A 20,262-nucleotide genomic window follows, 5' to 3' on the forward strand; every position below is an offset into this window, starting at 1 on the left:
TGCTCCGGGGCCACTTTCTCTTGCGGTTGAATGGACGATTAGGGAGCGCCGTTGCCGTCCGTAATTTTGATCCCCACGGACTCAATTCCGTCCAGCGTATCCTTTCGCATGTATTGGACCAAATGAATGCTGCCGCCAATGGGTAGGCTGTTCCCTGGCAGGGTATCGTAGACCGTACGCCGGTTGCCAAACCCCTTACCCAATGGCCTGCCTGTTTTGGAATCAAAAAGCCCGATATTTACCAGCGAATCCATTACCGTATTTGACAGGCCGTCTTTGAGCAGGTATCGCACGTACAGGTTGTGGTATTCGTACCGGTCGTTGTACCGTATCCCGATCGACTGAACCAGTGGCGACACCGTTTCCAGTGAATCCACATAAAAGCTCAGGGTGTCTGTGACCACCCAGTATTGGGAGGGGAGGTCCTGAAAGGATTCGTAACGCCTACCCGGTTCGCAGGCCCAATAAAGGATCAGGATAGACCCTATCAGGCATAGACGGTTCATTCGTTTACGCGCCATCTGAAGGACCCTTATTGGGTTTATTTTGCCCCCCCCGGTTCCGGTTGGGATTGGGTTTTCTTTTCCGATTCCGGGAGGCATTCCCCGCTCCCTTGGATTCTCCGGTAGCACCTTTGGGCGTTGGCTGAGAAGGATTTTCTTGCCCTCCTCGGTTTCTGTTGCCTCTTTTGGGATTCCGGTTTGGTCTTCTGGGTTTGGATGGCGTATCTCCCGTAGCCGCGATTTCCTGGGTAGGCGGCTTTCGGTTTTTTGGCTTGCGCTTTTTCTTTCGCTTGGTTTGGGCAAATTTCTTATCCAGCAGTTCCAGGTCTTCGTTGGTTTTATTCAGGTCGTATTCGCCCTCAAATGCGTTGTCTTGCTTGAGGTTGAATGGAGTGATTCCCTTTTCGTTTTGTTCCAGGATCACCTGTACCCGGTCACAATCGATGGAATGCCAATTGTTGTCATCGTTGTAGCTAAACCACATGAGTCGTCGAAAAATATCGGTTTTCTGTAGTTTGGCCGGACCCGCCTCGGTCAGCAAGGGTTTCTCAATTTTGGGGATATCTTTTAAAGCACTCAGGTAGCTATCCAGTTCGAAATTCAGGCAGCATTTCAGTCTGCCACATTGCCCGGATAGCTTGCTCGGATTCAGCGAGAGGTTTTGGTAGCGCGCGGCAGAAGTGGTGACACTCTTAAAATCGAAAATCCAGGTGGAACAACAAAGTTCCCGGCCGCAAACGCCGATTCCACCCAATCTCCCGGCTTCCTGCCGGAGACTGATTTGCCGCATTTCTACTCGTATCTTGAATTCGGAAGCCAGGATTTTGATCAATTCCCGGAAATCCACCCGGTCGTCTGCCGAATAGTAAAAGGTGGCTTTTGAATTGTCCGCCTGGAATTCCACATCGGAAAGTTTCATTCCCAGCTTCAACTCATCGATGATTTGCTTGCTTCGGTAAAGGGTGGGGAGTTCCCTGTTTTTGGCATCCTGCCATTTTTCCAGATCCTTTTGGCTGGCAATGCGGTAGATGCTGGTAAGGGAGTCGTCGTTTTTGACTTTCCTTTTTTGCATTTGTAACCGGACTAGTTCTCCCTGAAGGGAAACGTAGCCGATGTGGTGGCCATTAGGTACGTCCACCACCACCGGGTCGCCGGTGGTTAGCGGCAAGAGTTGGCTGTTTCGAAAATAATCTTTTCTTCCTCCTTTGAACTTTATTTCTACAACATCAAATGTATCAACTTCTGGGATTCCCATGTGGGAAAGCCAGTCAAACGAATTCATTTTATTGCAATCCCCTGTACCGCAGCTGCCATTGTTCTGGCAGCCTCCAACGCCCTGCGTATCGGTACTGCAATTGGTGCATCCTGACATATTCTTATCTATTTAAAGGGAGTTTCCTCCTCGTGAAAACGGGGAAACCGTTCAATTTTCCAATTCCAGGATATCTTGACCGATATCCTTTCGGAAATTGACGTTTTCCCAACGTATTTGGTCTACGCGTTCGTAAGCGTTTCGAATCGCTTCTTCCGTCGTAGCCCCGATTCCTGTTATTCCCATTACCCTTCCACCGTTGGTACCAATGGTACCGGAGTTCGTGGTTTGTGTGCCGGCATGAAAGGTAAGGGCATTTTCCAGGGTATTTTTTTCCAGGCCGGAAATGGTTTTTCCCTTCTCGTATGCTCCGGGATAGCCTCCTGCTACCATCACCACCGTGGCGGTAACCGTGGAGGCGGTTTTTAGCTCGTAACCGGCTAGTTTTTTATTGGCGATGGCGTCCAGCAGTTCCAGAAAATCGCTTTCCACCCGCGGAAGGACTGCTTGCGTCTCCGGATCGCCCATGCGCACGTTGTATTCGATCACATAGGGCTCGCCGTCCATGTTCATGAGACCGATAAACAGAAACCCCCGGTAGTCGATACCGGCGTCATGCAATCCCCGGATCGTCGGTTGTACGATTTTTCGGTCCACCTTTTCCATAAATTCTGCATCCGCAAAGGGTACGGGACTGATTGCGCCCATACCTCCGGTGTTGGGGCCGGTGTCCTTCTCGCCAATGCGCTTGTAATCCTTGGCCTCGGGAAGTATTTTATAGGTATCGCCGTCCGTGGCGACGAAAACAGAAAGCTCGATTCCCTTCAAAAAGGTTTCCACCACCACTTTTGAAGAAGCTTCGCCAAACTTATGCCCCTCTAGCATGTCGCGCAGACTGCTTGTCGCCTCCTCCAGGTCGGTACAAATCAAAACACCTTTGCCAGCTGCCAAACCATCAGCTTTGAGCACGATGGGAAGCTGCTGGGTTTTCAGGTACTCCATTCCTTGCAGCAGCGTCTCTTCGGTAAAGGTGGCGTAGGTTGCGGTCGGAATCCCGTTTTTCACCATGAATTCCTTAGAGAAGTCCTTACTACCTTCCAGTTGAGCCCCGGCTTTCCCCGGACCGGCCACCGGGATGCCGGCAGTTTTCGGGTCAAGGGCTAAAAAGTCCTTCAGGCCTTTTACCAGCGGCTCTTCGGGGCCTACTACCAGCAAATCAACGGTATTTTTTAGGCAGAAATCACGGATACCGGGAAAGTCATTCACTGCCAGAGCTACGTTTTCCCCCAAGGCAGCTGTACCGGCATTGCCCGGTGCGATCCATAGTTTGTTGCAATGCGTACTTTGATTTATTTTCCAGGCAAAGGCGTGTTCCCTGCCACCGCTTCCTAAAAGCAAAATATTCATGTATGTCTGTATTAATTGGCGTGATCGGAAATAAATTTAATTCGGTACACCCGCACTTCCTCTTCCGAAAAGTCTTCGTCTGCCAGCTCCGTCATGGCTTCCCTGATTTTATCTGTATCCGCCGTCATAAAATACTCATGGAGGATGTCTTCTCGTTCGTCGTCCATGATATTTTGAATGTAATAGTTAATATTCAATTTAGTGCCGCTGTAGATGATTTGTTCAATCTCATGCAGCAAATCGCCCATGCTGATATTTAAATTATTGGCAATTTCGTCCAGATCGATTTTCCGGTCGATTTGCTGAATAATCGTGATTTTCACCTTGGAGCGGGTGCCGGAGGTTTTGACTACCACATCCGAGGCCGTGATAATTTCGTTTTCCTCCACGTAGTTTTCGATTAGCCTCAGAAAACTAGCTCCAAACTTGGTGACTTTCCCCATTCCTACCCCATTGATTTGGGCGAGTTCTTCCCGGGTGGTGGGATATACGGTGGCCATCTCCTCCAAAGATGGGTCCTGAAAAACCACATAAGGAGGCAAGTTTTTGGCTTTTGCTACCTTTTTCCTTTCCGCCTTCAGTAATTCGAAAAGCTTTTCGTCGTAGGCTTTACCCATGCTGTTCAGCTCTTCGGCGGACACGTTTTCGGCCATTTCCTCGAAATTATGGTTCTTACTGATTTTGACAGGGTAAGGTGCCTTTAGAAAGGATTCGCTTTTTTTAGACAGCAGGATGATGCCGTAGTTTTCGATGTCTTTTTCCAGTAGTCCAAAGATCATCGCCTGCCGGAGGACGGTTTTCCAGTGGGTGGCATCTTTATCTTTCCCCAAACCATAGGTAGATAGTTTGTCGTGGTCGTAACTTTCGATGTACTCGTTCTTTTCGCCGCGGACCAGGCTGACGATATGATCCATACTAAACCGCTGATTGGTTTCTTTGACAGCCGTGATGACGGTTAGAAGGTCCTCTTTTCCATCAAAGGTTTCTTTAGTTTTTTTACAGTTGTCACAAAATCCGCAATCTTTATCCAGGGTTTCACCAAAATAGTGGAGCAGAAAGCGCCTCCTGCAAACGGAACTTTCCGCATACGCGGCCATCTCCTGAAGCAGTACTTTCGAGTTTTCCCGCTCGTTCACCGGCTTATCTTTATTGAATTTCTCTAGTTTGAGAATGTCTTCGTACCGGTAAAACATCAGGCAATGCCCTTCGAGTCCATCCCTGCCCGCTCTACCAGTTTCCTGGTAGTACCCCTCCAGCGATTTGGGCACGTCGTAGTGGATCACGTACCGAACGTCCGGCTTGTCAATGCCCATGCCAAAAGCAATGGTGGCCACGATGACATCTACCTCTTCGTTCAAAAAATCATCCTGATTCTTGATCCGCACATGCCCATCAAGTCCGGCATGGTAGGGAGCGGCTTTGATCCCGTTGACCTGAAGCAACTCCGCGATCTCGGCGACCTTTTTTCGGCTAAGGCAGTAGATGATTCCCGACTTTCCTTTCTGCGATTTGATGTATTTGATGATCTCTTTTTTGGTATCGTTTTTTAACTTTGGCCGCACCTCGTAATAGAGATTGGTTCGGTTAAACGAAGACTTAAAAAGATCGGCTTCTTCCATCTGAAGATTTCGCTGAATATCCTGCTGTACCTTGGGTGTGGCGGTGGCGGTCAGTGCAATCACCGGTAAATTATCCCCTATCTGTGAGATGATGGATTTAATCTTCCGGTATTCCGGCCGGAAATCGTGCCCCCATTCGGAGATGCAATGGGCTTCATCGATGGCGACGAAACTGATGGTAGCATTCTTGAGAAACTGGATATTCTCTTCCTTGGTAAGGGATTCCGGCGCCACATACAACAACTTGGTCAGTCCGGCTGAAACCTCACTTTTCACGCGGTTAGATTCCGATTTGCTGAGCGTCGAGTTCAGAAAATGGGCATTAATTCCAAAACTATTGAGTTGGTCCACCTGATTTTTCATCAAAGCGATCAACGGGGATATGACAATTGCCGTACCTTCCTTGGAAACGGCAGGTAATTGGTAGCAAAGGGATTTTCCGGCACCCGTGGGCATAATCACAAACGTATTATTACCCTTAAGTATGTTATCTACAATGAGTTGTTGGTTTCCACGGAACTGATTGAAACCAAATATTTTTTTAAGATTATCTTTTACTGCGTTATCCACTACACGAATAGTTTAATGAGTTGCTCCTTGCCAATCATTAAAGTTTAAGGTAAATCTTTTCTACCTTTGTACAAAATTAACAATTAACAACTGTAAAATTGAAATTACTAAAAAATATTAAAACCACGGCAATAAATGTGCTTCAAAACGAAGCGCATGCGCTTTTAAATTTAGTTCCTCATATAGGGGATGAATTTGAGGCTTGCGTGGCCGATTTATTGCAAACTTCGGGACGGATCGTGGTCACCGGTATTGGGAAAAGTGCTATCGTCTCAAATAAAATTGTGGCGACGCTCAATTCTACAGGAACTCCTTCTTTGTTTTTACATGCTGCCGATGCAATTCATGGAGATTTAGGTATGATAAAAAAAGAAGATTTCGTAATATGCGTATCTAAAAGTGGAAATACACCGGAAATTAAAGTGTTAGTCCCTTTGCTTAAACAACTGGGGAATAAGCTGATAGCGTTGGTGGGAAACAAGGAAAGCTATTTGGCTACGCAAGCTGACTATGTCTTGTACGCGGGGATTGCTGAAGAGGCCTGCCCCAATAATTTGGCTCCTACTACCAGTACTACTGCACAAATGGCCATGGGAGATGCCCTGGCGATCTGCCTGCTTTCTGCAAGGGGGTTTACCGCCGAGTCTTTTGCCCGGTATCATCCGGGAGGAGCCCTGGGGAAACAGCTTTATTTGAAGGTGGCCGATGTGATGGACAGGTCCCTGCTTCCACTGGTACCGGAAGATGCATCATTGAAGGACGTGATCCTTGAAATCAGTAGCAAAAGACTTGGTGCTACCGCCGTCGTCGGCGCGAAGCAGCGCTTAATCGGGATCATCACGGATGGCGATCTTCGAAGAATGCTGCAAAACGACCCGGACCTCTCCCGCATACGCGCAGGAGCCATCATGACACCGGCGCCCAAAACTATTGAAAGCGATGCGTATGCCGTGAAAGCACTCGGGCTGATGCGCTCGTTCAATATCACCCAATTGGTCGTGATGGAAGCAGCGAAAGTGATTGGGTTTATTCACATACACGATTTGATGAAGGAAGGGATTGTATAGTTATGAAAGCAGCGGATAGATACGTCGTTATTTTGGCGGGCGGGATTGGGATCAAATTTTGGCCGTATAGCCGGCACAATAAACCCAAGCAGTTTTTGGATTTGCTAGGCACGGGTCGATCCCTGCTGCAAATGACCTACGATCGGTTTCGGCCCAATTACGAACCGCATCAGTTTATTGTGGTGACCAACCGGAAATACCTGCAATTGGTAAAGGAGCAACTGCCCGAAATTCCCACAGACCGCTTGCTGGTGGAGCCGATGAGACGAAACACTGCTGCATCCATTGCATTGGGTAGCTATAAAATCAAAAAACTCAATCCCAATGCCCGGGTGATCGTTAGCCCTTCGGATCAGTTGATTTTTAATGAAAACGCATTTTTTGAGGCCATTGAACTAGGGATGGAAGCGGCCCGGCAATCCGGGAATCTGGTTACCCTCGGGATTCGTCCCAACCGCCCGGATACAAGTTATGGGTACATTCAATACTTTCCGGACAAGGGAAACCCGGTAAAAAAGGTAAAAACCTTTACCGAAAAACCCGATATTTCCCTGGCTACCACCTTTCTCGAAAGCGGTGATTTCGTGTGGAATTCCGGGACCTTCGTTTGGAAAAACGAAAGTATCATTGGCGCATTCGAACATTATTTACCGGAAATGGCCGAGGTGTTCGAAGAAGGAGAGGCCTATTTTTGTACGGAGAAGGAACAGGAGTTTTTGAAAAAGGCCTACAGCCTGATCCGGAATATCTCGATCGATCACGGCATATTGGAAAAATCCGATGAGGTTTTTACCGTTTTGGGTGACTTTGGCTGGTCGGACCTGGGGTCCTGGCAAAACCTCTACGAAGTCAGCCAAAAGGACGAGGTAAAAAACACGGTGCTGGGCAAAGCCCTGCTCTATGAAACGGAAAATTGTTTCATAAAGCTACCCAAAGACAAGCTGGTAGTCATTCAGGGGCTAAAGGATTACCTGATAAGCGATAGTGAAAACGTGCTGCTGATCTGCAAGCTGGGTGATGAGAGCAAGTTCCGCGAATTTGTGACGGATGCAAAGAAGATCGACGAGCGGTACATTTGAGGGAGACTACATATCCTGCATGACACAGCCCGGTTCAGTCGTTTTTCGTTTTTTCAAAAGCGGCGACCGCATTTCTTACCGATCCGTATTGCGCCAGCATTTCGCCTGCTTTTTGCTCTTCCAGGCCGGTAGCTTCCATGATCATGCGCGTTCCGCGTTGGACCAGTTTTTTATTGGAGAGCTGCATGTCCACCATTTTGTTTCCTTTTACCTTTCCCAGTTTGATCATGATACTGGTAGAGATCATATTCAGCGCCAGTTTCTGTGCCGTTCCTGATTTCATGCGGGTGCTTCCCGTGACGAATTCCGGACCTACCACCACTTCTACGGGCAGGGATACCGCTCGTGCCAGGGGGCTTCCCTGGTTGCAGGTAATGCATCCGGTAAGCAGTCCGGACTTCCCGGCTTCCTGTACGCCACCGATGACATAGGGAGTAGTACCGGAGGCAGCAATGCCGATGACGGTATCCTGGGGATGAAATCCGTATTGCTGAATATCTTTCCAGGCCTGCCCGGGATCGTCTTCGGCATTTTCTACAGCCTTTCGGATGGCCAGGTCGCCTCCGGCGATTATGCCAATGACCAGATCGTGCGGTACTCCATACGTTGGCGGGCACTCGGACGCATCCAATATCCCCAATCGACCGCTTGTACCGGCCCCTATGTAAAACAGCCTACCGCCCTGTTCCATTCGTGGCACAACGGCCTCAATCAGGGCTTCCAATTGAGGCAGCGCTTTTAAGATCGCCAGCGGAACGGTCTGATCTTCCTTGTTCATGTTCGTCAGCAATTCCCTGACGGACATGTTTTCCAGGTGATCGTAAAAAGAGGGACTCTCGGTAGTACTCATATTTTTTTCTGATGATATAATGTCAATCCTGCAATCGGTGTTTCGATAACGGTTTTTATCTGAATGTTCAGGTCTTCGCCGACTTTTCTAAGCACGTCGTGGTTGAAAAAAGCGATTGATCCCACAAAATTTACGGGCTTTTTCTGGTACTGTTCGTAACGCATCACGTGCCGGTGAAAAAAGTCTTTAAAGCCCTTGTACAGGAGCTGGTAGCAATAAGGGTCGGATTTGTGTTGGGTGATAAACGTGCAAAAACCTGCCATGTAGCGATTTGGGAATGGTTTTTTGTACACATTGTCCTGAATGTCAAAAATGGACAGGTTGTAAATATCGAGTACCTGTTCCCGGATAGCGGCAGGCATATCGTCGTAAATGAAATCCTGCAAGAACTGCCTGCCGATATAGGAACCTCCTCCTTCGTCTCCGAGCAGGTAGCCGGGAGAGGGCCGGCTTTGGGTGATGGTTTCACCGTCATAGTCTCCGCTATTGGAACCGGTGCCCAGAATGCATGCGATACCGGCTTCGTGGCCGCAGGTGGCCCTGGCAGAGGCGAGCAAGTCATGGTCTACAAAGACCTGTGCTTCCGGGTACAAACTATTGATCGCTTGCCTTACCGATTCCTGATTGCTTTCTGAGGTACAGCCAGCACCATAGAAGTGTACCTCCCGGACTTGCTGTTTTACGGCCAGTAGCGGAGGCACGTTCAACCCCGCGATCATGTCCTGTTTAGACTGATAATAGGGGTTGAATCCCACGGTACGGAATTGAGAGACGGTACCATCTGTTTGGATTCCCCGCCAATCGGTCTTACTGGAACCACTGTCTGCGATAAGAATCATTTACTTTAAGTAGCCTATTGGTTTAAATTTGTCAAATACCTTTGCGGTGTGAGGGGCTTTTTTCAATTCTTCGGTCAGGTCTTGCCCGGCCCAGTGTTCGTAATGGCGGCCGTTTTTCCAAAGCCGGGACTTGCCCAGATCGTAGATTTTACCCTCGAAAGCAATCCAAATATCCGGCCGGTCTTGCCCGTTCCGCAGGGCAAGTTCGTTTTTTGAAATGGTTAGCATGCGTTTTCTTTCCTGTAAATATACCCCAGGTCCTTCTATTTGGACCATTACTTAGTAGAGTTTCAACTGGGAATTCACCCATCGTTCGGGGATTTCCCCTTTTTGGGCCGTTTGGTAATCTTGGTAGCTACAGGGGATGATGGTGTCTCGTTTGAATTTTTCGTTTTTATTTTTTGGAATCTCCATCCACCATTTACCGCTCAATTTGCTTTTATAAAAATGCAAAATGGAGGGCTTTGAGTCCAGAGAAACCGTGTATTTGATGTAATCGCTGCCGCGAAACGACAAACTGTCTTTTCGTTGATAGAAGCCCTCGATAAAATACCAAATCATGGTTGCGATGACGGAGGCTGTTTTAAGTCGTGAATCATCCAGCAAGGCATGGTATCCATAGATGCCTATGGAGCTTAGTTTTTCATTCATTCCTGCAAACCAGCAAATTTGGCAAGCCTCTTCAGCACTTAGTCCGAATGGCTGCCCTTCGATGGCACCGGGCGCATCCGAGGAATGGATCGCGCACAGGTCAAAACTCATGAGGTCAGCATTCCGTATCAATGGCTCGGTTTCCTTAAAGCTATCTCTCAATTGTCCCAGTCGGACGTGATCGAAATACAGTTTTTCGAGCGTGGTTACCAATTCGGGATCGGTCAGAAAGCTTTGGTAGGCAAGGTGACAATAATTGAACATGTAATTGGGCTCGTGCAAAATGATGCCCTGCGAATGTCGGTCCTGCGGTTTTCCCTTGTCTTCCATATCCATTTTGGCATCCACTGTAAGCAGGCTCACCAGCTTTTTCATGTGCTGGTACCCTTTGTACTGTCCCAGGTCCAGGTCATGGCTGCCACCGATGTAAATGGGTAATATTTGCGCGCGTAACAGAAACTCACCGACGCGGCTGAGCAATGCGAGGGTTTCTTCCCGGCTCGTCCCGATTTTCAGGTTTCCCAAATCAGCTATGCTGTAATTGTTTTGGCCTTTTTTTAATGGGTAAAGCTTTTTTCGTATGCTTTGGCTGCTTCCCGGGGAATTGCTCAAAAGCGAATCTTCCGCACCTCGGTATTCTTCTACCCCAATGAGGGCAATGTGTATCCCCTGAAGATCGGGAAACGTTTCGCCATGGCAGTGAATGTGGTAGAAAAAAGCATTGTGCCCGAACTCGGTTTGCAAAATGTCTGCCGGTACGGGCTCGAAAAATGCCTGAAGATCCATGAATAATCGGTAAAATTTATTTACAAATGTATCGAAAATACATGCAAAAAAAAAGTCCCGTCAATCGAACGGGACTCCCGGGGACTTAGCCTCCAAAATCATCAAATCGGATGTTTTCTTTCGGTACGCCCATGTCATCGAGCATTTTCAAAACCGCCGAATTCATCAGCGGAGGACCGCAGAGATAGTATTCGATTTCGTCCGGCTCGTCAATATTCTTCAGGTAATTGTCGTAAAGAACCTGATGGATGAAACCTACAAAACCGTCTCCCTCTTTGTCGTCAAGGGATTTTTTTACTTTCCAATTGTCTTCCGGCAGGGGCTCAGACAAGCCAATGTGGAAATTGAAATTTGGAAAATCTTTCTCAATGTCCCGGAAATGCGGGGTGTAAAAGAGTTCCTTTTTAGATCGTCCGCCGTACCAATACGTTACCTTTCGGCTGGTTTTCTCCGTGTGGAATAGGTGGAACAGGTGCGAACGCAGGGGAGCCATGCCCGCTCCTCCACCGATGTAAATCATTTCTCGCTGGGTAGGATTGATATGGAATTCCCCATAAGGACCGGATATGGTTACCTTATCCCCTGGCTTTCGGGAAAACACATAGGAAGAACAAATGCCTGGATTTACGTCCATCCACTTATTATTTGCCCGATCCCATGGAGGGGTGGCGATACGAATGGTCAGCATGACGATATTGCCCTCAGCGGGATGGTTTGCCATGGAGTAAGCACGGAAGATTTCCTCGTCGTTTTTCATGACCAGGTCCCAAAGACCAAATTTATCCCAATCGCTCTTATAGACGTCTTGAGGGTGTCCGAGCTCGGGGTGCGGCGTAATGTCCATGTCCTTGAAACCAACGGTAATTGGGGGCACATCGATCTGTATGTACCCTCCTGGTTCGAAATCGAGGGTTTCACCTTCGGGCAACTTTACTTTAAATTCTTTAATGAATGTGGATACATTATAGTTGGAAACTACTTCGCATTCCCATTTTTTGATCCCGAATATTTCTTCCGGTATGCGGATGCGCATGTCATTTTTTACCTTCACCTGGCAAGAAAGCCGGACATTGCTTTGTTTTTCGGCCCGGCTAAGGTGTCCCTCTTCGGTGGGTAGCACCTCTCCACCTCCATCTTCAATGGTGCATTTGCACATGGCACAGGTACCTCCTCCGCCACAAGCGGATGGGAGAAAGATTTTTTTGTTTCCCAGTGTTGACAGCAGCGTGGATCCGGCGGAAGCGATCAATGGATTCTTCTCGTCTCCATTTATTATGATTTTCACATCACCCGAAGCCACCAACTTGGATTGGGCAAACAGAAGAACAAACACCAGTAGCAAAATGATAATGGTAAATGCTACAATCGAGGTAATGATTACTGAACTCATCTAATCAATTTTTATCTTTATCAGTACGTTTTAACTGGCTTTCGAATGGTACAAATATATTTATATTTCAACAAAACCAGTGCAATATCAGGATAATTTCATCCTATCTTTTACCAGGGTTAACTCGTTAACTGCGCAGTAAGTTTAGCAAAGTGTAAATTCTGTTTTTCAACTGACGCCTATCGATGATAAAATCCAGAAAACCATGTTCCAAAACAAACTCCGAACTCTGAAATCCTCTGGGAAGGTCCTTTCCGATCGTTTCCCGTATAACTCGTGGGCCGGCAAATCCAATCAAGGCTCCCGGTTCGGCGATATTAAAATCGCCCAGCATGGCATACGATGCAGTCACTCCACCGGTAGTAGGGTCGGTCATCAGCGAGATGTACGGGATTCCTGCATCGTCCAGCAAGGCCAATTTAGCGGACGTTTTTGCCATTTGCATGAGACTAAAGCCGGCTTCCATCATCCGGGCTCCTCCGGATTTTGAGATCATCAAAAAGGGGACCTTGTGCTTCAGGGCGTAGTCGATGGCACGGGCGATTTTTTCACCTACTACCGAGCCCATGGACCCACCGATGAAGTTAAAATCCATGCAGGTAATGACCAGGTCCAATCCATTTAGTTTCCCGACACCGGTTCGCGCGGCGTCTTTCAGGTTGGTTTTGGCAATGGAGTCCTTGATTCGGGAGGTATACGACTTGCTGTCTGTAAACGAAAGCGGGTCTCCGGAGATCATGTCTTTGTCCAGTTCTTTAAACTGATTGTCATCGAACAGAATTTCAAAGTACTCTTTGGAGCCGATTTTTACGTGGTAATCATCATCCGGGCAAACGTAGGAGTTGTTTTTTAATTCACGGGTGTGGATGATATTCCCTTTCGGAGTCTTGTACCACAACCCATCGGGGGTATCTTTTTTTTCCTCGGTAGAGGTTTTGATTCCCGCATCTTTCCTTTTAAACCAAGCCATAAAGTTTTGTTTAAATTAGCCCAAATGCATTTGGGATTACAAATTTATGCGTATTATCCATTAAATAAAACCGAAATCTGTATTCTCAAAAATTAAACGATGATCAAGGGCTCCCTCCTTCAGCACCCTTTTGCAGGATCACCCGGCTTTTCGGGAGCGCGTCCGGGTAATTTTCCTGTAGGTAGGTCAGCATTTTTTCCCGCACCAAACACCTGAGATCAAAGGCACTAGGGCTGTCGCGGGCACTCATTAGACAGCGGATTTCTACGGTCTTTTCTGTAAAATCAGTTACCTGCAGCACTTGGACCTTCCTGTCCCAAAGCGTGCTTTCCTCGAGAATTTCTTTCAGTTTAATTTTTAGATTTTCGACAGGGATGGTGTGGTCCAGGTAAATAAAGACGGTTCCCCAGATAGCGGCAGTGGTTCGGGTCCAGTTCTGGAAAGGCGTTTCCAGAAAGTAATTGATCGGCAGGACCAAGCGCCGCTGATCCCAAATTTTGACCACCACGTAGGTAAGGTTTATTTCTTCGATTTTTCCCCATTCCCCTTCCACCACCACCACGTCATCAATGCGTATGGGTTGGGTAAAAGCTATCTGAAAGCCAGCCAATAGGTTGGCAATGGATTTCTGCGCAGCGAATCCGACGATGATACCCAGGATACCCGCCGAAGTCAGCAAGCCTGCTCCCAACTTGCGGGCAGATTCAAAATTCATCAAGATGGCCGATAACGCAACAATGACGACCACGATGATGAATAGCTTTCGAATAAACGCCACCTGAGTGAGAACGCGACGTTCCCGAAGGTTGTCTTCCTTATCGGAGGTAAAGTTGTCCAAAAAGGCATGCCGCAACACATTGGAAAATTCAATAAGGATCCAGGTCAGGGTTACGATTGCCAAAACCACGAAAAAAGGATGCTTACCCAATTCAATCAGGTTTGGAGGTGAAATATAGGGTTCTATAAGGGGGAACAAGGCAAAAAACAACCCCCACTTCAAGGCATTGGAAAACTTCCGCATGGATCGTTTGCCCCTTTCCGAGGTGGGCTTGTAGGCCAATCGTGCCAGTTTGGGGAAAACCAGTAAAAGGAAGGCATGGCTAATCACCAGAATGCCCAAAACAATACCAATAAAAACGAGGGTTTCTCTATCCATGGGTGTAATTGAAAGGCGTGAGTGGGCTAGAAACGCAAAATTGTACAGCGCTTTCGTTTGCAAAACTTCATAGCGGCATGAAAAACTGATTAATTGATTAAATTAGGGTTTATTTCTGACGAAATCAATTTTCTGATTATCTTTAAGACACAAACCGTAACACAGACCATGCAACTCACCCACCTCTTTGTTTTTTCTGCCGTAATTCTGACCGGCGCCTATTTTATTTATGGGAAATATGTTTTTAAGAAATTCAACATCAACAACAACAACCTGACGCCTTCTCATCGCCTGAGTGACGGTGTGGATTACGTTCCCAGTAAGCCCATTGTGGTATTGGGGCATCATTTTGCCTCCATAGCAGGTGCCGGACCCATCGTTGGACCCATCATCGCCATTACCTTTGGCTGGGTGCCTGCCGTGATCTGGATACTGATTGGAGGGATATTTTTTGGAGCCGTTCACGACCTGGGCAGCATGGTGGCTTCTCTCCGAAATGACGGAAAGTCTATCGGGGTGATCATACAGAACACGATTGGCAAAAAGGGGAAGCGGCTGTTTATCCTATTTAGTTTTTCCACCCTAATCCTCATTATCGCCGTGTTTGCAGACATCATAGCCAAGACCTTCGTCAGTAATCCCGGCGTGGCCTCGGCGTCGATTTTATTTATTGGGCTGGCTGTGGCCTTCGGCTTTGTGACGAAGTTGACCGGACAACGAAAAACGGCATTTCTGGTGGCGTCCATTTTGGGGGTTGCTATCATGTACTATTTTGTTTACCTGGGCATGCAGATGCCTTTTGTATTGGATTATCAGGTTTGGATATACATTTTGCTGGTCTATGCCTTTATCGCTTCCGTTACGCCGGTTTCCATGCTGCTTCAGCCAAGGGATTACCTGAATAGCTTTCTGCTTTACGGGCTGATACTGGCCGCCATTATCGGGGTGTTTGTAGCCAATCCGACCATCGCCATGGATACGGATGTACACATCACGGACGAGAACCTGGGGTACTTATTTCCGGTATTGTTTGTGACCATTGCCTGCGGGGCGATCAGTGGATTTCATTCCCTGGTTGCTTCCGGTACCACTTCCAAGCAACTGGATAAGGAATCCGACGCAAAAGTAGTGGGTTTTGGGGGCATGTTGATTGAGTCCTTCCTGGCCATTATTTCAGTGGGAGCCGTAGTAGTGCTGACCCGCTCGGATTATTTGTCCCGATTGGGAGAAGAGGGGCCGGTCCCGTTGTTTGCCGATGGTCTCGGCACCATCATCTCTTCCATGGGGGTGCCGGAGTCTTTTGCGGTGGGATTTGTGGCACTGACGGTGTCGGCATTTGCGCTGACCACCCTGGATACCTGTACCCGATTGGCCCGGTTTACCCTACAGGAGTACTTCGAAGACGTGGAGCAGCCCTTGGGTAAAAAAATCTCGCAAAACCGATACGTTTCCACCACGGTTGTGGTGGTGCTTTCGGTGCTGTTACTGGGCAGCGGAGGCTTTACTACCCTATGGCCCATATTTGGCTCTGCTAATCAACTTTTGGCCGCGTTGGCATTACTGACCATTTCCGTCTGGTTGATCAAAAAGAAAGTCAACCCCACCTTCGTCACCATTCCCATGTTCTTTATGTTTACGGTAACCCTGACTTCACTCGGGTTGTTTGCCTGGCAGAATTTCCAGAAAGATGCTTACGTACTGTCGATTATCGCGGCGATCTTGTTTGTGCTTTCCTTTGCCTTGATCTTTCTGGCCAAAAAAAGCTTAACAAAAGAAATTGAGGTGAAAGAAATGGCCTGAAACCAACCGATAGTGCTGGATTTCAGGCAGCAGAATGGCTTTTTAATCTCAAAACAAGCGGAAGCCCATCGAAACGATCAGTTGATTTTGTCGCTGATCGGTAGGCACCTGGGCAAAGTTGTTGATGGAATTGGTGAGGGCTCCCTCGTATTTCAGGTCCAACAGAAAGTTTCCAATGTCAATGCCCACGCCTGCCTGGTAGCCAAAGGTAAATTCTTCTTTTGGGGGAACAATGCTGGTTCGGGTCCCGTTTCTGGCGACCATATCGCTGTTAAAGACATAACTGGCTACCGGTCCTGCCTGAAACCTGAAAAGCCCGCCCAATTTCATACCTACCATGACCGGGATGTCCAGCCTGTCGAAATTGACGTCGTAATTAAAGGAATTGTTTGAAAAGGATCCGCCCGTGTTGGTATACAAAACCTCTGGCTGTAAATAAATAATCGGCAAATTTATCCGGGCGAATAATCCGAGATGGTACCCCATTTTGGAGTCGTCTCCCTGAAATCCATCGGTCACATGCACGTCTCCCTGGGAGACACCAAATTTAGGGCCTATGCTCAGTACCTGTCCGTTAACCTCTCCAAGGAACAAACCGGTCAAAAGAATCACGATCGCTAGATTTTTCATTTTTTTCTGCAAATTAAACGGATTATCTGTTTCCTATTTACTGAGAACCAACTTTAATGGATTTTAGTATACATTTCTGCGATTTTTTTCTTTCCTTTCCCGAAAGTTGAACCCGGGATACGAAAACCGATAAGTCGTTCGTTTAGTTGCTGTTGTCTTGTCCAGTACCGATGCGTTCTTTGCCCCGGGTTTACTTGCATTCGAGCCGCCGCTCGGGATGATAGAACCCGGGCAAGAAGCGGCGTCTGGCAGACACGAATACTATACGAGTGGATGAATAGTATCAGGCATGCATGCCAAAAGGAAATGGATTACATGAGAAGTATTTCGAATAGTATTTATGTTTTGGCCTGCCTGGGGCTGTTGCTGTATGGCTGTGAGGAGCCGGTTCGGGAGGACCCCTTTGTTGGTATGGGGGCAGCTAGATGGGATGTAGGCAAATCTGCTAACTTTCTACTTTCTGACGACCGATTTACGAAACTTGAGCTAGAGGTCGCCTACATGGAAGGCTTCCGTCCCACCGAGGTCTTGCTGGAAGGGATGGTTGGATTCCTTGAGGAGTTTACTTTCAAGCCCGAGGGAATTGTCCTTAACCTTAGAGAAATTCCTGCTGGGGGAGAGGAATTCTACTCTGCTGAGGCGATTGCTGCCCTGGAAGACCAATACCGGCAAAGCTACAACGAGGGAAATACCGTCTCCGTCTTTCTGCTGGTGGTGGATGGAAATTTTGAGCAAGACGAAACGGAATTTTTCACCATCGGAGCAGCGTACCGAAACACCAGCATGGTGCTGTTTGGAAAACGTATCATGGAAAGTTCAGGAGGCTTCCGTCGGCCGCCCCGGGGAATACTGGAAACAACCGTGGCCTTGCATGAATTGGGCCATCTGTTGGGATTGGTCAATGTGGGGACCGACATGGTAACGCCACACGAAGACGAGGAACACGAGTTTCATTGCGACGAGGAAACCTGCCTCATGTACTGGGCCGTCGAAACAAGTAATGTCTTCCTTTTTGTGCCACAAACCATTCCTACCCTGGATGCAAATTGCAGGAAAGATTTAAAGGCAAATGGGGGGAGGTAGGGTTCCTGCCCCGGTGTAGGGGATAGGGGACAGGAACCCAGGGAACTGGTTAAAATTCGTTGAAAACAGGAGCTTCTTTTTTCACTAATCTCCAGGCCAACCCGATGTTTAGTAAGTAATCCGCGAAAGCAGCGTCCCCATGTCGGTAATTTTGCGGGGTGCTTGCTGCTATATCCGTCACGCTTCTGGTTCGGTTGCGGTGCATGGCTATCGGAACGCTGACATTGAGGGTGAGGTTATCGATCATGTAGCTAATCCCAGGTTCGATAGATATAACGTACCCAGGTCTTCGGAAGCCCGCATCTCCTCCCAGCAGATCCCTTACAGGTATCCCTTCCGCTCTACCACCGAGAGATATTCCCAAGCCATGCAAAAACAAGGATTTGAATACTCCCGAGCGGAAGGCAAACTGGTCTGGTACCGCCATAATGGATTCATTGGACAAGACGGGGTTTAACGTTTCCCGAAACGTACGGGTACCATTGGTCTCCCGGGGATTGATCAGGTAGAACCCATCGTAGAAGAAGATAAATTCCTTTCCCAGAAACTGCAGGCCCTGCATGTCTACAATCAGACCGACACCTCCATCGCCTGGTTGTATGGATTGATCTACCGGTCGTCTTTCCGGAGCTCCTTCGGGCCCAACATTGTAGAAGGTACTTCGTGCATCGTATTTCCCGGTGGGAAGTTTTAGATTGAGGCCGAATGCCACATTGCCGTTTTTGGCTTTTTCTTCTTTAAACAGCCAATAGCCCAAACCCAATCTCACATCGGCGATTCCCTGGGAATAACTCACGTGTCGCTCGGTTCTTCCATGTTCATAAAGGGAGCTTCGTTCATTGTACACAAATGGCAAGGAAACGACCCCGTACCATTGCTTATTGAATGCGTAGCTGATGGTAAAATCAACAGCATGAGACCAGTTGATAACCTCGGTATTATTCGCCACCCTGTCTGGTTCTTCATGGGTTCCTTTAAAATGCCTGAATGACCGAAAATACCGGTAGTTGGTCACAAAATTCCAATCGCCCGTTTGAAGGAGTTCTCCCTGATTCAGGGCATTTCCTACGCCTGAAAACTGCCGGATGGCCACACAGCCTTGGGCCTTGAGTTGATTTTCCGACGCTATGCTTATAAACCATAGCAGTAAAATGCTTGTAACAAATCTATTTTTCATTGGTCAGATTTTTTTCGTTTGTGAAATGAAATTGTGGTCTTCTCTCCTTTTTTTCGCTTACGACCCTAGTAGCGACTGCACGTTCGACATTCGTAGCTGCCCGCCAGACGCCATTGCCTGGTGTATCCGCTTGTTTGCCCAGGTCTGCTACCTAAAGCAATATTCCGGCAGCGTCTGCCAAAGTCGTTCTTACCGATTTGAAACCAGTTTTCCGTCAGGCGCAACAAAACATTGGCTACCCAAAATGGGTAGACCGCTGCAGGTACGACCGCATCGTCACTGGATTCTACACAGGCTGCAGATTCCATACAGTTAAGAAAGGTTGAGATAAGGTTGCAGGAATCGTTTTAGAAGGATGGATTCCCGAATTTTCCCGGAGCAATCACCCCAATCTCGGAGGAGGAGAAGGAATAGGAAGGAGCATGTCCCTGTAGGAACAGATGAAAAATGTACTCCAATTGGTACGCTTGGCAAAGGAGCTTAGGAACACAAATTGAAAAATTGGTTTGATGTAGTCCTTAAATGACGTTTGCGAAATGACCAGTCCATTTTGGTTGCCGGAACTGTTTTCGGGAATCAGGGAAAGAACCCAGGTCTTGGTCTTGATTGCCAAATTGATTTTAGCCATGTCGGGTACATAGACCAACTCAAAGGTATCGTCTTTGAAACGTTTCTGAATGGCCCGGTATGCTTTCCCGTCTTTGGTAAACGGAATGTTGGCTAGCTGAAAACTTTCCTCATCAAAAGAGTATGGCAGCTTCATGGGGATTTTCATGATTTTTTTATCCGGAAAGTCTTCCTGATACACCCGTTCTGACCAATCCTTCTCTACCTTAGCCTGATAGACCCAGTGAAATATGTGATATCCAAAGTGGTAGACGATGAAACACAGCAAAAGAAAAAGGGCAACAATTGGTCTCATATTCCAATGTATTGCCTCAAGGTATAAAAAAAATTTGGAGAAATGAAATGAAAAACCGCTAGTACTAAGAATTCGGGGAGTCAACCGACATTATTAATCCTTCACTTCTTCGTAATCAATATAATCTCCTCCAGACAGGTTGCCTGAGGAGCCTTTTTTCTGGTCACCTGGCACAAAGTCCACGTTTACATTGCCATCCTTGGGTTTGTTTCGTTTTCGCGCTTCTTCTCGCTGGGCAGCCTGCACCTGATCGGCGAATTTTTTCAGTTTACTGTTCAGAAAGTACCGAAGCAGGCTCGAAAAAATCCATCCCAAGGCAATAAAGAAGATTATAATTTTCAATATCATAGCAATCAGTTTTGAATAAGCGGTGTCAAACTCGGGTTTTGGCTGAACCACTCCCTAGTCTCCTAACGGAAAAACACGTTCCACCATTCAATATTAAAAGAAA

At 47.5% G+C, this 20,262-nt stretch carries 19 protein-coding genes; 4 read left to right on the forward strand and 15 right to left on the reverse strand.

Translation table 11 applies throughout. The annotated features are described in order from the left end of the window. Positions 1–38: 38 nt before the first annotated feature. From GCU44_RS07305 to recQ, 4 genes are read right to left on the reverse strand one after another with little or no spacing between them, the layout of a single operon-like run. Positions 39–506, reverse strand: coding sequence for a gliding motility lipoprotein GldH (locus GCU44_RS07305; RefSeq protein ID WP_241684867.1), 468 nt, complete (start codon positions 504–506; stop codon positions 39–41). Between the two features lie 4 nt (positions 507–510). Continuing rightward, positions 511–1,875 carry a PSP1 domain-containing protein gene (locus GCU44_RS07310; RefSeq protein ID WP_206670816.1) on the reverse strand — a complete coding sequence of 455 codons (1,365 nt, stop codon included), beginning with the start codon at positions 1,873–1,875 and terminating at the stop codon, positions 511–513. Positions 1,876–1,926: 51 nt separating this feature from the next. Next, entirely contained in the window at positions 1,927–3,222 is a 1,296-nt protein-coding gene (purD, locus tag GCU44_RS07315; RefSeq protein WP_154855577.1) for a phosphoribosylamine--glycine ligase, read from the reverse strand. 11 nt (positions 3,223–3,233) lie between these two features. Beyond that, positions 3,234–5,411, reverse strand: coding sequence for a DNA helicase RecQ (gene recQ, locus GCU44_RS07320; protein ID WP_092178558.1), 2,178 nt, complete (start codon positions 5,409–5,411; stop codon positions 3,234–3,236). 98 nt (positions 5,412–5,509) lie between these two features. Here recQ and GCU44_RS07325 point away from each other — a divergent pair, with 98 nt between their 5' ends. Further along, positions 5,510–6,478 (forward strand): KpsF/GutQ family sugar-phosphate isomerase, encoded by a 969-nt coding sequence (locus GCU44_RS07325; protein ID WP_154855579.1) that lies wholly within the window; start codon positions 5,510–5,512, stop codon positions 6,476–6,478. A gap of 2 nt (positions 6,479–6,480) precedes the next feature. Further along, a complete protein-coding gene (locus GCU44_RS07330; RefSeq protein WP_092178562.1) occupies positions 6,481–7,557 on the forward strand; it encodes a mannose-1-phosphate guanylyltransferase in 1,077 nt (358 codons plus the stop codon). A gap of 34 nt (positions 7,558–7,591) precedes the next feature. On the opposite strand, the gene murQ is transcribed toward GCU44_RS07330, so the two are convergent. From murQ to GCU44_RS07365, 7 genes are all read right to left on the reverse strand, one after another. Then, positions 7,592–8,407: an N-acetylmuramic acid 6-phosphate etherase gene (gene murQ / locus GCU44_RS07335; RefSeq protein ID WP_154855581.1), complete on the reverse strand. Its 816-nt coding sequence runs from the start codon at positions 8,405–8,407 to the stop codon at positions 7,592–7,594. Then, the gene (locus tag GCU44_RS07340; RefSeq protein WP_154855583.1) at positions 8,404–9,246 is read right to left on the reverse strand and encodes an N-acetylglucosamine kinase; all 843 of its coding nucleotides are present in this window, start codon (positions 9,244–9,246) and stop codon (positions 8,404–8,406) included. The genes murQ and GCU44_RS07340 overlap by 4 nt, the downstream gene beginning before the upstream one ends. Further along, on the reverse strand, positions 9,247–9,474 hold the full coding sequence (locus GCU44_RS07345) for a cytochrome b5 domain-containing protein (RefSeq protein WP_092178568.1): 228 nt from the start codon (positions 9,472–9,474) through the stop codon (positions 9,247–9,249). It abuts the gene before it with no gap. Between the two features lie 51 nt (positions 9,475–9,525). Then, positions 9,526–10,683: a formimidoylglutamase gene (locus tag GCU44_RS07350; protein WP_154855585.1), complete on the reverse strand. Its 1,158-nt coding sequence runs from the start codon at positions 10,681–10,683 to the stop codon at positions 9,526–9,528. An 85-nt stretch (positions 10,684–10,768) separates the two neighbouring features. After that, complete coding sequence (gene nqrF, locus GCU44_RS07355) at positions 10,769–12,073, reverse strand: NADH:ubiquinone reductase (Na(+)-transporting) subunit F (protein ID WP_092178572.1); 1,305 nt, start codon at positions 12,071–12,073, stop codon at positions 10,769–10,771. 127 nt (positions 12,074–12,200) lie between these two features. After that, positions 12,201–13,043, reverse strand: a complete 843-nt coding sequence (gene accD / locus GCU44_RS07360; protein WP_154855587.1) for an acetyl-CoA carboxylase, carboxyltransferase subunit beta — start codon at positions 13,041–13,043, stop codon at positions 12,201–12,203. 103 nt (positions 13,044–13,146) lie between these two features. After that, the gene (locus tag GCU44_RS07365) at positions 13,147–14,199 is read right to left on the reverse strand and encodes a mechanosensitive ion channel family protein (protein ID WP_154855589.1); all 1,053 of its coding nucleotides are present in this window, start codon (positions 14,197–14,199) and stop codon (positions 13,147–13,149) included. A 168-nt stretch (positions 14,200–14,367) separates the two neighbouring features. On the opposite strand from GCU44_RS07365, the gene GCU44_RS07370 reads away from it, so the two are divergent. Then, positions 14,368–15,999 carry a carbon starvation CstA family protein gene (locus GCU44_RS07370; protein ID WP_092178627.1) on the forward strand — a complete coding sequence of 544 codons (1,632 nt, stop codon included), beginning with the start codon at positions 14,368–14,370 and terminating at the stop codon, positions 15,997–15,999. 48 nt (positions 16,000–16,047) lie between these two features. On the opposite strand, the gene GCU44_RS07375 is transcribed toward GCU44_RS07370, so the two are convergent. Continuing rightward, complete coding sequence (locus GCU44_RS07375) at positions 16,048–16,629, reverse strand: porin family protein (RefSeq protein WP_154855590.1); 582 nt, start codon at positions 16,627–16,629, stop codon at positions 16,048–16,050. Positions 16,630–16,902: 273 nt separating this feature from the next. Between GCU44_RS07375 and GCU44_RS07380 the strand changes: the two genes are divergently transcribed. Beyond that, positions 16,903–17,712, forward strand: a complete 810-nt coding sequence (locus GCU44_RS07380) for a hypothetical protein (RefSeq protein WP_154855592.1) — start codon at positions 16,903–16,905, stop codon at positions 17,710–17,712. Positions 17,713–17,761: 49 nt separating this feature from the next. Here GCU44_RS07380 and GCU44_RS07385 read toward each other — a convergent pair whose 3' ends face one another. From GCU44_RS07385 to GCU44_RS07395, 3 genes are all read right to left on the reverse strand, one after another. Continuing rightward, positions 17,762–18,889 carry a M24 family metallopeptidase gene (locus GCU44_RS07385; RefSeq protein WP_154855594.1) on the reverse strand — a complete coding sequence of 376 codons (1,128 nt, stop codon included), beginning with the start codon at positions 18,887–18,889 and terminating at the stop codon, positions 17,762–17,764. 382 nt (positions 18,890–19,271) lie between these two features. Continuing rightward, positions 19,272–19,811 carry a hypothetical protein gene (locus GCU44_RS07390; protein ID WP_154855596.1) on the reverse strand — a complete coding sequence of 180 codons (540 nt, stop codon included), beginning with the start codon at positions 19,809–19,811 and terminating at the stop codon, positions 19,272–19,274. Between the two features lie 93 nt (positions 19,812–19,904). Continuing rightward, the gene (locus GCU44_RS07395) at positions 19,905–20,159 is read right to left on the reverse strand and encodes a DUF4834 domain-containing protein (protein WP_154855598.1); all 255 of its coding nucleotides are present in this window, start codon (positions 20,157–20,159) and stop codon (positions 19,905–19,907) included. Positions 20,160–20,262: the final 103 nt, after the last annotated feature.

This window comes from Cyclobacterium xiamenense, from assembly GCF_009467825.1.
GTDB classification, from domain to species: Bacteria; Bacteroidota; Bacteroidia; order Cytophagales; family Cyclobacteriaceae; genus Cyclobacterium; species Cyclobacterium xiamenense.

Coding starts and splice junctions, on each gene's coding strand:
- GCU44_RS07385 (WP_154855594.1), bottom strand. CDS start 18,889: ATGAAAAATAGATTTGTTACAAGCATTTTACTGCTATGGTTTATAAGC.
- GCU44_RS07345 (WP_092178568.1), bottom strand. CDS start 9,474: ATGCTAACCATTTCAAAAAACGAACTTGCCCTGCGGAACGGGCAAGAC.
- GCU44_RS07390 (WP_154855596.1), bottom strand. CDS start 19,811: ATGAGACCAATTGTTGCCCTTTTTCTTTTGCTGTGTTTCATCGTCTAC.
- murQ (WP_154855581.1), bottom strand. CDS start 8,407: ATGAGTACTACCGAGAGTCCCTCTTTTTACGATCACCTGGAAAACATG.
- nqrF (WP_092178572.1), bottom strand. CDS start 12,073: ATGAGTTCAGTAATCATTACCTCGATTGTAGCATTTACCATTATCATT.
- GCU44_RS07370 (WP_092178627.1), top strand. CDS start 14,368: ATGCAACTCACCCACCTCTTTGTTTTTTCTGCCGTAATTCTGACCGGC.
- GCU44_RS07340 (WP_154855583.1), bottom strand. CDS start 9,246: ATGATTCTTATCGCAGACAGTGGTTCCAGTAAGACCGATTGGCGGGGA.
- GCU44_RS07330 (WP_092178562.1), top strand. CDS start 6,481: ATGAAAGCAGCGGATAGATACGTCGTTATTTTGGCGGGCGGGATTGGG.
- GCU44_RS07395 (WP_154855598.1), bottom strand. CDS start 20,159: ATGATATTGAAAATTATAATCTTCTTTATTGCCTTGGGATGGATTTTT.
- GCU44_RS07365 (WP_154855589.1), bottom strand. CDS start 14,199: ATGGATAGAGAAACCCTCGTTTTTATTGGTATTGTTTTGGGCATTCTG.
- GCU44_RS07375 (WP_154855590.1), bottom strand. CDS start 16,629: ATGAAAAATCTAGCGATCGTGATTCTTTTGACCGGTTTGTTCCTTGGA.
- GCU44_RS07350 (WP_154855585.1), bottom strand. CDS start 10,683: ATGGATCTTCAGGCATTTTTCGAGCCCGTACCGGCAGACATTTTGCAA.
- GCU44_RS07310 (WP_206670816.1), bottom strand. CDS start 1,875: ATGTCAGGATGCACCAATTGCAGTACCGATACGCAGGGCGTTGGAGGC.
- GCU44_RS07305 (WP_241684867.1), bottom strand. CDS start 506: ATGAACCGTCTATGCCTGATAGGGTCTATCCTGATCCTTTATTGGGCC.
- GCU44_RS07380 (WP_154855592.1), top strand. CDS start 16,903: ATGAATAGTATCAGGCATGCATGCCAAAAGGAAATGGATTACATGAGA.
- accD (WP_154855587.1), bottom strand. CDS start 13,043: ATGGCTTGGTTTAAAAGGAAAGATGCGGGAATCAAAACCTCTACCGAG.
- purD (WP_154855577.1), bottom strand. CDS start 3,222: ATGAATATTTTGCTTTTAGGAAGCGGTGGCAGGGAACACGCCTTTGCC.